The organism is Enterococcus sp. LJL90 (assembly GCF_056924355.1).
Map to the genome: position 1 here is coordinate 683,397 of NZ_JBXPBQ010000001.1, position 13,831 is coordinate 697,227.

Genomic DNA, 13,831 nt, shown 5'->3' on the forward strand with positions numbered 1-13,831 from the left:
AACTCTATATATAAATATTAAATCCGATTTATTTAACTGTCAATCTTAAAATAATATAAAATTAATATATTTTGAATAAAAGTTGATTCTTTAGTGATTTTATTCCAAAAAAACTTTTTTTAAATAAAAGATGTTTCTGTGATAAATAAGGGGTTTAGCTAGGAGAAAAAAAGAGTTGGCAGTCAAATTTATTTTGGAGGAATGTTTTTGTTTTATTTGCTAAAAAAATGAGAATTAATAATTGCTGGGAGTAAATGCCGTCAAGATTCTGGTCAAAAGAAAGGTGATAATGATGCGACGTGGAGAAAATATTTACAAAAGAAAAGACGGTCGATGGGAGGGCCGCTATTTAAAGTATCGCTTGGGCCAAAAAGCTTATTATGGATCAGTCTATGGGAAGAAATATTTGGAAGTAAAGGAAAAGCTGACTCGTATTAAACAAAATCAGCAGCTAATTGAGGAGACAACTGGTTACTTAGGTATTTATGGCGAATTTTTGGAAAAAATTTATTTGGATTCGGTCGCTCATTCGATTAAAGAATCCACTTACTATACTTACTCACGAATAATTCATACATATATTGCTCCTTATCTGGGAAATTTTACTTTTTATCAATTAACCAAAGAGCAATTGCAGGATTTCGTTGCCGATTTAGTCAGTCAAAAGCTGAGTCCAGCAACCATCAAATTGATTTTCAGCGTTGTCAAACAAAGTTTTACACTGGCAGAGAAAAACGGTTGGCTGCAGGTAAATCCTATCACTGAAATTGAGTTGCCGAAAAAGAAATATAAAAAAAACCAGCCATTAAGTCGTGCTGAACAAGGGGAGCTTGAAAAAATCAGCAGTCAATCCACTCACGGACTAGCTGTCTTGATTTCTTTGTATTCGGGTCTGCGAATTGGTGAAATCAGCGGCCTGACATGGGAGGATATTGATTTTAAAAGCAATCTAATCAGTGTCAGTAAAACCGTCAATCGAATTCACAACACGGATGACTCCAAAAAGAAAACAAAAGTAATAATTACAGCGCCAAAGACTGAATTTTCCAGACGCCTTGTGCCAATGCCGAAGATTTTACGGAAGCTCTTGCTAAAAGAAAGAATCAGTAGCCAATCTAATCATGTCATTTTTTGTAAACATGGCTTAACTGAACCGCGGATTATCAATTACCGCTTTAAAAAAATGCTGGCTGAGACTTCATTGAAGGACATTCATTTTCATATTTTGCGGCATACCTTTGCTACCCGCTGTTTAGAAAGCGGGATGGATGTCGCCAGTCTGAGTCGGATTTTGGGCCACCAGTCCATCAAGCTGACACTGGACACCTACAGTGAGTCTCTGATGGAGCAAAGAGTGAAGGAAATTCGCAAATTGGATAAGCTTTATCAGATAAATAAATAACAGTAAAAAACCAGTCAAAAGAAAATTTGACTGGTTTTTTTGTCGTCAATATTACCATCATGGCTTGTCAAACCTGCTTCCAGAAAGGGTTTCAGCACATTATCTTATAACTGATTGTTACAAGATATTTTTCTGACTCAATAAATTGCTGGAAAGCTTGCCGTTACAAGCTAGTTTAGAGTAGTTCGGTGAAAATTATCTTAAATATTCAAGGCAGTTAAATGAGTTTAATCTTTTTTTAGAAAATCCAGAAGTGGAGGTGATTGCATGAGTCGTGCTGCAGTTCTCAGCAGGAGTAGCACCATTGATAGCCAAATCGATGTGAAATTAAAAAAATTAGGCTATGAAGTTTTTTTTTCGATTGAAATTCTTGATTTACTGTTGAAAAGAAGTAAAGAGTCACAGCGCTTTTTTGAACTTTTTCCGTTAATCATTTTCAGTGAAACAGTGCCAGACAAAGAGATTGAACAGATTTTGCGGCAGCGGCAATTCGACCGGACTCGCTTTTTCCGGTGCGATACGAGCTTACCGACAGAGGAGGAGTTTGCCCAGTGGCAGAAACTTGGTTTAAAAAATTGGTTGCACTCAGAGATTTCCCTAAGTGATTTGCGGGAAAAACTTGCCGAACCAATTACCGTTGTGCTGCAGTCAGAACGGAGCATTCACGAACAAGAGCCGATTGACACGGTTATTCGTTTTTCCTTTGAGAATCGGCTTTCGCCGAAAGAAAAGCAGCTATATGAAATTCTCAAAGAACAACCGGGCAACTTCATTAATCGCAATGATTTAAGCGAATATATCTGGCAGCGGGAAGGGGACAATTCGACTTTTTCCCAATTGTCTCAGCTTGTGAAAAAGGTCAAATTCAAAATGAAAAAAAGCGGCATTGACCCTGACCTTTTTATGTCCAATTGGCGGGATGGCTACGCTTTGTCAGAAACTTTATTTGATGAAAATTTGGAGATTAGTCAGAGTTCAGACTAGACGGAAACATTTGAAAGGGGGTGCTGTTGTTGGGAACGGCAGAACAATTTTCATGTCTGCTGTTAAGTATCTCTAAATAAAAGGGTTTTTAAATAATTCTAGTGCTACTCCCCTAGCACTAACGAAAGGAGTTGAAACGAGTGAAAAAGAAAAAAATTGGGTTGTTGTTATTGCCCGTTTTAATAGCAGCAATCGTTGGGGGAATTATTTTAGCGCAGACGACGGATACGAAGGCTGCGCCAACACCTGATGGGTATTTGGCGTTGGAAAAGGCACCCGGGGTTAACTTGATTAATAGTACGACCGGGTTGGCTGATGACGAATTACCACCAGAATATGGAGCATATTTTCAGTTAAATAAGGATACCAGTTATGAACCTTTAAATGTTACTGTTTATGATTTTGAAAATATGGCGAGTTGGACTCCAACACCAGGAGAGTCTCATAGTTATGTGTTTTCAGCATCCAATTATCCTTCTAACGTGGAACGCTCTGTTACTATACGTAATGCCGGGTTTTATCAAGGTAGAGCAGTTGACGTAAAATTAGTAGTAGATAGAGTTACTGGCTATAGGATGACATTTCATGGACCTTTATATAAAGACAAAGATAAAGATGTAAGTTATTTATTTATTGAAGGATCAGTAACTGACTTTACATTTGGCAACTTATTTATGTCATTTTTGCAGACAACGCAAGGAAAAGGTAAGTGGGCTGGTGCGATGCAGCCGAATAATACAACTGATTATCATTGGGAGTTTTATGATTCTGAAACCCAACAGCCTTTGAATTATAAAGGGTTATGGAATGCTAGGAATATCAACGTCATAAAAACTTTCTCAATGGAGAAGACTGATAATGATTTTTCTAATTTTTACGTTCCAGATAATAGCCGAGTCGGGTATACATTAAACGATGGTATTTTGAAAACAACTGGTTTAGGGACTGATCAGTACGAATTGCTTCATACTTTTTCTTATGCTTTTGAAGGGACTACATTAAGTCAAAGCTTTACTAAAGGACCGCTTCAGGAAAATGAGAACTATGGTGCGCTAGGTGTCTATTATGATTCCCGCGCAATTAGTCGCGTCGGCCACTCACAACCAGCTGTCAAGGGTGTTACCAACAATGCTACTCACACAGAATCTGGCTATCGAGATTTACACTATCAAATTGTCCAATCTGTTTCCAATAATGAAGCTAGGTTCCGTGACAACAGCTTCGTCATCGACACAACCTTACCATCAACTGATTTTGATGTTGATTTGAGTCGTATCACGGTAACCAATGAAATTTCTGGTGTAGATGTTACCTCTGACTTCGACATATCTGGTTCTGGTCAAAACTTAAGCGTCTCACCAAAAGATCCAACATCAGATGAGTTCAATGGTAATACTTTTACAATTGATGTTTATGGCACACCAAACAGCAGCTTTGATGTCCTAAATGCTCAAAATGGTTATGTCAATAATCAAGCTAGTGTTGATAACGGGTATATGGTCTTTGATTTGGATGCAACGCAAACGACCTTAACTTATGAAACCGATGCTTTTGGTGAAAAAGTTTATGATTCTATCGTTGATGGCAATGCTAGCCAAGCAAAAACTTTATATGAAGGGATTCCTTCTGCAACACCGAAATCCGGATTGACAATTGAACCTAATGGCGATATCGAAACGGTTTTTGCAAATCCTGGCACAAGCATGTTGGATAATTTAGCAGTTGATACTAACAATGATTCATTTGATGAACCTGTCACGGTCACTTTTGAAACACCATTGCCAAGCACAGCAACTGAAGGGACGATTACTGTCAATTTAACATTGACAACTGCTCGTGGTGTAGAAAGAACGGTTGCTGTACCTGTTCTAGTTGGTGCTAATACGGCTACGTTGACGGCAACTGATAATACCGGACGAACCGATGATTACTACGGTCAAAATTTATCAGATGCGGCTTTTGATGCTTATATTTTAGGCAAAGGAAATCCGGAATTAGCGGTGACCTATCAAGGTACGACTACCAATTATGACTATGCAACGAATCCTGAATATTTCAGTATTGAAGATTATGGCGGCTTTAGCAAGACTTCCGGAGCAGGAACTTACACAATCACAGTGGCTTCTGATGTCAATGCAGCCATTAATGTCGGTGAAAAGGTAACAACAACCTTTGATTTGACAATTACTGATGTAACACCACCAATCGGAACTGGACGCTGGGCTTTTGCCAATGTTGGTGGGGCAGATTTCTTTACGTCAAATGCTACTAACAGTGATTGGCAAAAAGGTTTTCTACTAAGCTATAGTGACGAAACCAGTGCAGCCGATGCGATTACGGCTAGCCAATCTATCTCTAATGCAGATTTACAGGCACAACTCCAAACCATCGGGCGTTACCAGGATAAGTACTCACTGATTTCGTTAGAAGATGCAGCGGGGAACGTCTCGGAAGATATTTATGTTCCGCTAATTGTTCTAGATGATGCCAGCATTGATGTGACGGCTTCTTTAGCAATTGAGTCGGATTTAGCAGCCACTGGCAACATCGCTGAATGGAATACTCAAGTGACTAATAACACACTGCGGGATTATTTACTCACAAAGTATGACATGAAGGCTTGGGAATTGGATATGACAGCGGACTTAACTAATTTGACACCAGATTCTGATGTCAAAGCGGATGAGTCAAAATTTACTATCGATACTAGCGGAGTTGTTGCTAGCAGTTCAATGACCAATATTGCTCAAACAATTACGTTAACGCTGACGGTTGATGGCAGAACGGTCTCTAGAGAAGTTACGATTACTTTTGGTGATGATCAGGCTCCAACGGCTGATCCAGCAAATCAAAGCATCAACATTTTAAATGCAGCTGATTTAGAAGCGATGGATCCAAGAGATTTTGTGACCAATATTCAAGATAATGTGTCAGCACCAGATGATGTGATAGTGGAATTTGTTGGCACACCAGATTTTGAAACAATTGTTGCGACAACAGGTGACAAAACGATTCAAGTTCGTCTGACGGATGAAGCGGGCAATTCGGCGACCGTGAATGTCACGATTACGGTCTATGACAACCGGATTACGGTGAACTTTATTGATGGCGATAACAAGGTTCTGGAGACTGCTATTCAAATTGCAGGCAGACCAACTGAGCCAATCAATTTAGCAACAAATACCGAAGTGCTGGCGAAGATTTCCTCAGTGACCAATCACGGCTATACGTTGGAAACAACTGGCCGACCAAATCCAGAGACGGTGACCTTTACGGAGACGACACAGTCAGTTAACTATCTCTTCTCAGGTATTTTAGCGATTGAATCAGCGCCAAGCTCAATTGATTTTGGCACGATTGTCTTTGATGCAACAGTTCAAAGACGAGACAATCCTAACTTAAACGGAGAAAAATTAGTGATCAGCGATAATCGCGCAAAGGTTGATGGTGGATGGACGTTAACAGCGACTCTTACAAAAGAGATGACCAATGATCAAACAAAGTCTGTCATGTCTAATGCGTTAGTTTACGTTGATGCAAACTTAAAAGAAGTTCCTTTGTCGGATGAAGAACAAACCATTGCTGTGAATGCAACAGGCGGGAATCAAGTGATTACCGACAGCTGGGGAACCACAGCTGATAGTGAAGGCTTGAAGCTGATTGCGGATCCTAGCGAAACCACTTTTTCAAATTTGGGCAGTTATAACGGCCAGATTACTTGGACCGTCACAGCAGGACCATAGAAAGGAAGGGGAAAATGAAAAAAATAGGTTCAAAGTTTCTCCTTAGTCTGGTGATCCTGTTTGTGGGTTGTCTAAGTGGTGGAGTGACTGGGTTGGCTACAGATGCTGTTGGAGGACAAGCGACAGTTGATGGAAAAATTACATTTTATGAAACTTCGACAGAAGCACCAGCGACATCTTCAAGTGAAGTTTTGCCAGACACTGGTGGCAAATTACCTCAGACTGGCGAAGTCGTCCGCAATTACAGCCTAATTGGCGGCGGGGTTATTTTGGCCATACTGCTGCTACTCTATTACCGGCGCAAAAAAGAGAAGGAGGCGGACTGATGACAGTTAAATCACGTATTGCTTTAAGCAGTCTGGTTCTTCTCCTTGGAATGAGTATAGGTATTGATAGAGCAGAAGCTGCAAGTCATAGCGTTAATCAAAATGGCTCACTGGAGGTTCAGGATTCTGGAGTAACAAATCCTGTTGACCCGGAATTTCCAGGGGATGATGTCGATCCAGGACCGGGACCATCAACTGATGGTGCACTTAGATTTGATTTCATTTCAAGTCTAGGTTTTGGCCAACATGAGCTGACTACAGAAGATCGTCTATATAACTCATTAGCCCAATTGTTTCATAGCGAGACAAAAGCAAGGGGATATTATGTGCAGATTACTGACGTTCGAGCAGCAGCAACTGGCTGGGAATTACAACTCTCGCAAGATACTCAATTTAACAATGGGGTCATTCAAGAAATGGATGAGCAAAGTCTAAATGGGGCTGTTTTGTCCTTTGATAAAGGCTGGGCAAATTCAGGAGGTATAAGTGACGAGCCGTCTGTGACAAGAGATACGATTGAGATTCAAGAAATCGGCTCAGCATACACGGTAGCGAGCGCTTCTTCCACTCAAGGCAAAGGAACTTGGACCATTGAATTTGGAGCTTCTGAGGAAAATCAAGAGGGTCTTGCTAATACGCTCACTGCTGTTCTTGATGAAACAGGACAAAGCGTTATGGACGCAACGTTCAATAAGCCAGTTTATACAAACTCAGCGATTCAACTGCGAGTTCCTGAGAGTACACGAATTTATCCAGTGCAATACAGTACAAGTTTGACATGGACATTAACAGCAGGTCCGACAAACTAATACCACTTATCTTTGACAATTTGGGGAAACCCATTTGTAAATAAAAAGGAAACTATAGGAGGAAACAAAATGAAATTAAGAAGTTTATGTGCTACTGCAATGGTAGCAGCTATCGGGGCAACACTTTTGGCACCAGTGGGAGTAAGTGCAGCAGGTACGACTCATTCACTAGATTCAACTGGCCGTGTTATTGTATCTGCTGGTACCTTAGATCCTACTTTGCCAATTGTCGATCCGGAAAAACCTGGTGAAGAAATTGACCCTGGCGGTTTAGTTCCGGGTGTTGATCCAGGCCAATTAGGGATTAAAAATGTTTCGGATTTGAATTTTGGTGAAATCAAAACTGGTCGTGCTCAAATTAATAAACCTGCCGCTGCGCAAACAGTCAATCAATTAGTGGCGAATGGGACTCCTGTAGAAGTGACTCGTGGGGCAATGGTCGTCTTTGGTGACATCCGAGGTACCAATGCTGGCTATACCGTTCAAGCAGAGTTAACGCAACAATTTACTAGTTATACTACTGACGGAACAGGTGCAGAAGTATTAGGAACTGCGACATTAGATGGAGCTTCTATTTCATTTAACAATGGGATTTTAGAAACAGATTTTGATAATCCAGCAACTGCTGGAACCATGACAAATACTGCTTTTGAATTATCTATGGAAGATACTGTGGCAGGAACTGGTGGTGCAGTGGAAGTTGTCAGAGCAACAAATGGAACTGGTGCTGGTGAATACACGCTTGAATTCGGTCAAAGTGCTAGTTACTCTCAAACGGATGCAAATATTGCGGTTGGTGGGGTAGCAGACACAGCTGATAAAGCCGTTGTCTTAAATGTTCCGATTGCAACTGCTTCAAGTATGACTGCAGCAAATTATAAAGCATTAGTTACTTGGACAATCGCTTCATTGGCATAATACGAAGCCCAGGTTTGAGTTGAAATTTTAGTAAGTGGTTGTGATATGAGTCAATACAGTAATAGACTTGTGACGCAGCCACTTGCTCTTTGTTAATTCAAAAAAGTGGTACATATTCCTATCAACTAGGAAATACATATAGTGGATGATGGTGACTAAGATGAAAAAAAAAGAACATGGAAAAATCAGTTTCGTCAAATTTTTTTTAACTAGCATATTTTTGTTGCTCGCTTTGCCTCTAAATGGATTGGCAACGACAGAAGAAAATAGTGGCACAGCAACTGGTTTCAACTATCAAGTTGATTTTCCAGAAAACCAGACTGATACAAGTCTCGGCTATTATGATTTGATGATGACACCTGGGCAACAACAAACGATTACCTTGACTTTGAGTAACCCCAGTGAGGAATCTGTAACAGTTAATTTGGATTTAAATGGTGCAAAAACTAATAGTAATGGTGTCATAGAATACGCTACCAATAGTATTGAAAATGACCCTTCTTTGGCCTATGATTTTACGGAAATTGTCTCAGGTCCTGATTCAGTCGAACTAGCAGCTGGTGAAACTAAGCAACTAGAATTAACGATTCAAATGCCGGAAGCTTCATTCGATGGAGTCATTGCGGGAGGACTCGTTATGCAACGGCCAGAAGAAGAAGCCGCTCAATCAGATGATGCCAGTGGTGGTTCTCGTGTGGGTAACCGCTACCGTTATGCTGTGTCCATTTTATTGCGAGAAAGCGATGTAGAGGTTGCCCCAGAGTTGTCATTCAATGAAGCGTTTGCTGAACAGCAAAATTATCGGAATACTATTTTTGTAAATTATTCAAATATCGCCGCTACATATGTAAATGGCTTAACAGTTCAAGCTCAAATTTCAGAGAGTGGCAGTAGTCAGGTGCTGTGGGAATCTCGTAAAACGGGGATGCGAATGGCCCCTAATAGCTTTATGAACTTTCCGATTAGTATGAATGGAGATCGCATGACACCGGGAACTTATACAGCTCATGTAAATGCTTATGTTGGCAATCAAAGTTGGGAATGGACCGAGGAGTTTGAAATTACTCAGGAAGAGGCCGATGAGTTCAATGAGCGAGATGTCGGCTTGGTACAAGACCGAGGATTTGACTGGCAGATCATTGCTATGATAGTTGGCGGCTTTTTAGCTGTTGTACTGCTAGGCTTTTTAGTAGTGAGAAGAATCCGCAAACAAAATAAAAAAAATAAAAAAGGTAAGCATAAATAATGATTATATGCCACTTAAAGATACAGGGGGGAAGCAATGACAATTCTGGAATGGGTGATAATGATTGGCATTGCTGCCACGATTATCTTGATTATTTTTATGTTCTATTTTATCCTGCAGTTTCTTTTGAAAAAAAGTAAGCTAAAAAAATTACCCCAGCGATTACCCAAAAATAAAAAAAAGCGCATGAGGTTTTTAAGAGCTCAAAAAAAAATTCAGCAACAAAAAAAAGCTAGTCTTCGAAAAGTAGTGATACTCTTTTTTGCAGCCTTGATTTTCGGTAGTGGGACAGCTTACGGGATGTTCTATCAGTCAACCAATCTTTCGTCTGATGATGCAGATTTAGTTGCCCGTTCTTATTCATTAGTTAGGGAAGTTCAGGAGCAACTTTTATCAGCCGAGAATCAAGAGGAGGAGGAAGATGCTATCAATCGCAATATCCGATATTTATCAACTAGTCTAGCAAGTTATGGAAGCAAGGTAGCTAATTCTTTAAATACAGTAGACGGACAAACAGTTTTGAACCGATATTACGCTTCACTCGGGGAATTGGGTCTTAACTTGACTCGTCAAGCAGCTGATTTTTATGGCAATCCTGAACTAGTCGCTCAGTATTCTAGTGACATCGAACGAGTGATTACTCTGGAAGATGCGGCTTTCGACTACTTCCAAGTAAATAAAGATGCCTTGGAAACCGAAATGAGTGGAGGCAATGAGTAAGGCGAAAAAAACAACGAGTCAATCCAAGAATCACCCTAAAAGAAAGTCGGCTACGCGTGAACAAGTTAAAAGAGCTGTTAAGGGGAATGGCAAAGCAATCTCTCAAAAGGATACTTTAAAAGCGGGGCAAACAAAAGCTAAAAAAAATACTCAAGGCAAGGACCCAGTAAAAATAAAAAAAGCAGTTCCGGTCAAGGGCCAAGCTAGAGTTACAAAAAAGCCGCAAATTAAAAATCAAGTAACAGCCAAAGCTAGTAAGGCTAAGGTAAGACAAACAGAAGCTAAAAAAGCTGGCTCTAAAAAAAGTCTAGTGAAAACTAGAGAAGAAGCGGCAAAGTTAGCGAAACAGCAAAGCGCTGCTGGAAAAGCAGCGCTAACTAAAAAAGATTCCGCCCCCACTAGAATCGAAAAAAAGCCTAATCAGCAAAAGAATTCCGCAACCCCATTGGCTGTCAAAAAAACGACTGCTAAAAAGAGAACTCAGAAACAAAAAAATCAGCAAAATAAAAAACAGCCTCAGCTGATTAGATTTATTATTCATTTTAAAGAGTTGTTGCTTATTTCTGCAGGGACTTTATTGATTTTTGTGATGATTGGTTCCTTTTTTATCACTATCACCAAGGTAAATGGCTTCAGCATGATTCCAACTTTACGGGATGGCGATACTGTTGTCGTCCGTAAAACGACTAGCGTGAGGCGAATGGATTTGGTAGTGATTCAGCGGGGGAATACCCAACAAGTTAGACGGGTGATTGGACTGCCTGGTGAGGATATTGCGTATGTTGACGATGAGCTTTATGTCAATGACAGCATCATCAGCGAGCCCTTTATCATCGATGAAATCAACGAGTCTCTGGCTAACGGCGGAAATTATACAGCAAATTTTCGGCTGGCTGAGATTACTGGCGAAAATAGAATTCCTGATAATTGTTACTTGGTTTTAGGCGATAATCGCTCCTTTGCCAGCGACAGTCGCCAATATGGATTAATTGATACAGATCAAATCATCGGAGTTGTAAAGATGCGATTGTTTCCGATTAATGGTTTGGCTTCGTTTTGATTTATTTTGACTTGTTAATAATTGTTTATATGAAGTCTATTACTCGACCTTTGTTTTGAGGTGAGTAATGGGCTTTTTTATTCCAAAAATCAACATGCCAACCACTGCCTTACATCGATGACTTGGCTTCAACGTGTCTAGTTATCTATTTTCTTGGCGGGCACATTTTTTCAAAGAGTTCATTGGTTTTCGCCTGACGCACGTCTAATTTTAAAGTTACCAGCCCTCACCAAAAAGCTATCACAGTTAAAATCAGAAAAGCGATGAAGGCTGGTGGTGCAAATTTCCAGATTTGTTGGGCAATTTGCTGACCGATTTTCTGTTCTTGTTGACGGTTATTGATAAAGAGCAGGCTGAAAAATAGCGACCAAAAAAGCCCGTCAGTCCATTTTAAAAAGAGCCCATAGCCGATAAAGCTGGCAAAGGTGATCAGACCAGCTACAGCAATAACTTTTAAATCCATTTGCTGCTCCTTTCTCGGTGGTTAAGAGTCCTTTTCTTCAGGCTTCTCATGATTAATTATACTGCCTTTGTAAAAACGAGCAACAGCTAGAATCATCGAGCAGGAAAACGCTAGAAAATTCTTAGAACCAAGCCTTTGTTATTTTCCCCAACTCTAAGCTATACTTATCACGGAGGCTTTTTCTATGACAACAAGCAGATTGGCAATTCTTTCGGATTTACATATGGATATTAATCAGCTGGATGAGGTGGATTTGACGATGCTGGCGGATGTACTGCAGGAGTCGGGGGTGACTCATTTACATTTGGCGGGGGACACGGCGAATAAAGTTCAAAAGGTTTTGCAGATGGTGGCCTTTATCGAGCAGCACGGAATTACAGTAACCTTTAATTTTGGAAATCATGAAATGCCGGATGTGGCTGGGCAGATTGAGGATTATCCGGACCGGCATTTTTTGAATTTAGACTATCAGAATTTAAATGACAAACTGGTTTTGCTGGCCTTTAATGGTTGGTATGACTATTCTTTTTCGGTGGAAAAGGACCCGGTTAAAAATCTGGCTACTAAAAATCTTTATTGGTACGACCGATTTATCCATCGGGAGGCCGATGATCCGACTATCAATCGAGAAATTTTACGCAAACTGAAATCGGTTCTGGATGACTTAGCTCAACAGCAAAAAGAAGTAATCATTGCGACCCATTTTGTACCGAAAAAAGAATTTATTGTCTATCAACAAAAGCCTTATGAGCGCTGGAATAGTTTTAATGGCTTTTTAGGCAGCGAAGCAACCGGCGCGCTGTTTGACCAATACAGCAATCTTGAATTGGTGGTCTTTGGCCATACTCATCGCCGTTTTCCCCAACAGGAAATCAATGGCACCCTCTATTCTTGTCAGCCTTTTGGTTATTATTTCGAGTGGCAGATTACCCGCCAGTTTGTGATGAAAAATAACTTGATGCCGGAATTCAATCCGATGAAGCTGCGGAAAATTCTAAAGGATAACCAAACTGAGTTTACCCGCTACCGGCGTTTACACTTAAAAGAAGAGTTCCGTCGGGCGTTAACCTTATGGGATTACTCAACAAATGAATAATCAACGAGCACTAAGAAAATCGCCAGCTAATGTAGTGACCCCGAAAGTTAGATTTTTGGTCTGACTTTTTAGGTTCACTGCATTAGCTTGTTTTCATTGCTTTTTTAGTATGAACATTTTTCAAAGGAAGCTCGCTGATAATAATTTTTACTGATTGATTCAGCTAGCTTGAAATTTTCTACGATTCTATTTACTTGTGCTTTTTAGAGGGTGCTTCTTGTTCCATGACGATTTAGTTAGTAAACTTTTTTCCAAAAACCTTCTTTTTAGTGAAAAGCGATTTCTAACCGAAAAATAATTTTTAAAATTTGCCGGATAAATACCACGACAAAAAAGCACAATGGCAATTCACTAAAATTTCTTAGCATAAGGAAAAATTGGCAAAAATTATCAGCAGTATGGAACCTTGTTTAAAAATGAAATTATCGAAAAACGATAATTAGTTATTGTTTTGGATAAATCACTTTAGTATAATTAGAGTTGAGGAGGGGAGCGAGATGGGGATCAAGGGATTTCAAAAGGTGGCTCGGATTCTTTATTGGTTTTTTCTGATTACGTATTTAGTGAAACTTGTGCCGCTAGTTTTTCTAACACTGACGGGAATTATTTTCATGTTTCTTGACGAAGGTGGCGCCTACCTTTACGAACCGGCAACTTACACGTTATTCACTGCTGATGTTAATTCGTTACTACAGGATAATTTAGCGATGAAGATCATCGACCTCTGCAGTATTTTCTTATCAAACTTTGCCTTGATTACCTCTTGTTATCTTGGTTCGGAAATTTTTTATAGCTTGTCTCTGGGGGAAACACCTTTTAGTCCCTGGTTTGTACGGAAAATCCGCAACATCAGTTTTTATTGGTGCTTGAAGGTTTGTATGCTGGCGTACTTTATTCACTTTTACAAAGTTTAGCAATGCCAAATGGCTATTTAATTACCTTGGGCGTGGGGCCGAGTCTTTTTATCGGCCTGATTATGTACGCAGTAGCCGGGATTATTCAATATGGCATCGAGCTGCAAAAACTATCTGACGACGTAATTTAAAACGAAGCTAGCTGTAATT

At 40.0% G+C, this 13,831-nt stretch carries 13 protein-coding genes; 12 read left to right on the top strand and 1 reads right to left on the bottom strand.

Features of this window, described 5'->3' with window-relative positions; genetic code table 11:
* Positions 1-292: 292 nt before the first annotated feature.
* From AC1Z3S_RS03065 to lepB, 9 genes are all read left to right on the top strand, one after another.
* Entirely contained in the window at positions 293-1,402 is a 1,110-nt protein-coding gene (locus tag AC1Z3S_RS03065; protein ID WP_461739128.1) for a tyrosine-type recombinase/integrase, read from the top strand.
* A 267-nt stretch (positions 1,403-1,669) separates the two neighbouring features.
* Positions 1,670-2,386 carry a winged helix-turn-helix domain-containing protein gene (locus AC1Z3S_RS03070; protein ID WP_461739129.1) on the top strand — a complete coding sequence of 239 codons (717 nt, stop codon included), beginning with the start codon at positions 1,670-1,672 and terminating at the stop codon, positions 2,384-2,386.
* A 140-nt stretch (positions 2,387-2,526) separates the two neighbouring features.
* On the top strand, positions 2,527-6,129 hold the full coding sequence (locus tag AC1Z3S_RS03075) for a mucin-binding protein (protein WP_461739130.1): 3,603 nt from the start codon (positions 2,527-2,529) through the stop codon (positions 6,127-6,129).
* Between the two features lie 14 nt (positions 6,130-6,143).
* A complete protein-coding gene (locus tag AC1Z3S_RS03080; protein ID WP_461735227.1) occupies positions 6,144-6,455 on the top strand; it encodes an EF2685/EF0750 family sortase-dependent surface protein in 312 nt (103 codons plus the stop codon).
* On the top strand, positions 6,455-7,264 hold the full coding sequence (locus tag AC1Z3S_RS03085; protein ID WP_461739131.1) for a WxL domain-containing protein: 810 nt from the start codon (positions 6,455-6,457) through the stop codon (positions 7,262-7,264). Before AC1Z3S_RS03080 ends, AC1Z3S_RS03085 begins: the two co-directional genes overlap by 1 nt.
* 69 nt (positions 7,265-7,333) lie before the next feature.
* A complete protein-coding gene (locus AC1Z3S_RS03090) occupies positions 7,334-8,182 on the top strand; it encodes a WxL domain-containing protein (protein WP_461739132.1) in 849 nt (282 codons plus the stop codon).
* Positions 8,183-8,342: 160 nt separating this feature from the next.
* The gene (locus tag AC1Z3S_RS03095) at positions 8,343-9,428 is read left to right on the top strand and encodes a WxLIP family cell surface protein (RefSeq protein WP_461739133.1); all 1,086 of its coding nucleotides are present in this window, start codon (positions 8,343-8,345) and stop codon (positions 9,426-9,428) included.
* 36 nt (positions 9,429-9,464) lie between these two features.
* Positions 9,465-10,148 (top strand): hypothetical protein, encoded by a 684-nt coding sequence (locus tag AC1Z3S_RS03100; RefSeq protein ID WP_461739134.1) that lies wholly within the window; start codon positions 9,465-9,467, stop codon positions 10,146-10,148.
* Positions 10,141-11,208, top strand: a complete 1,068-nt coding sequence (lepB, locus tag AC1Z3S_RS03105; protein WP_461739135.1) for a signal peptidase I — start codon at positions 10,141-10,143, stop codon at positions 11,206-11,208. Before AC1Z3S_RS03100 ends, lepB begins: the two co-directional genes overlap by 8 nt.
* Before the next feature lie 226 nt (positions 11,209-11,434).
* Here lepB and AC1Z3S_RS03110 read toward each other — a convergent pair whose 3' ends face one another.
* The gene (locus AC1Z3S_RS03110; protein ID WP_461739136.1) at positions 11,435-11,671 is read right to left on the bottom strand and encodes a hypothetical protein; all 237 of its coding nucleotides are present in this window, start codon (positions 11,669-11,671) and stop codon (positions 11,435-11,437) included.
* 184 nt (positions 11,672-11,855) lie between these two features.
* Between AC1Z3S_RS03110 and AC1Z3S_RS03115 the strand changes: the two genes are divergently transcribed.
* The 3 genes from AC1Z3S_RS03115 (at position 11,856) to AC1Z3S_RS03125 (ending at position 13,812) form a co-directional block, all read left to right on the top strand.
* Positions 11,856-12,767 carry a metallophosphoesterase gene (locus tag AC1Z3S_RS03115; RefSeq protein WP_461739137.1) on the top strand — a complete coding sequence of 304 codons (912 nt, stop codon included), beginning with the start codon at positions 11,856-11,858 and terminating at the stop codon, positions 12,765-12,767.
* Between the two features lie 497 nt (positions 12,768-13,264).
* A complete protein-coding gene (locus tag AC1Z3S_RS03120) occupies positions 13,265-13,681 on the top strand; it encodes a hypothetical protein (protein ID WP_461739138.1) in 417 nt (138 codons plus the stop codon).
* Between the two features lie 2 nt (positions 13,682-13,683).
* Positions 13,684-13,812 (top strand): hypothetical protein, encoded by a 129-nt coding sequence (locus AC1Z3S_RS03125; protein ID WP_461739139.1) that lies wholly within the window; start codon positions 13,684-13,686, stop codon positions 13,810-13,812.
* The last annotated feature ends 19 nt before the right edge of the window (positions 13,813-13,831 follow it).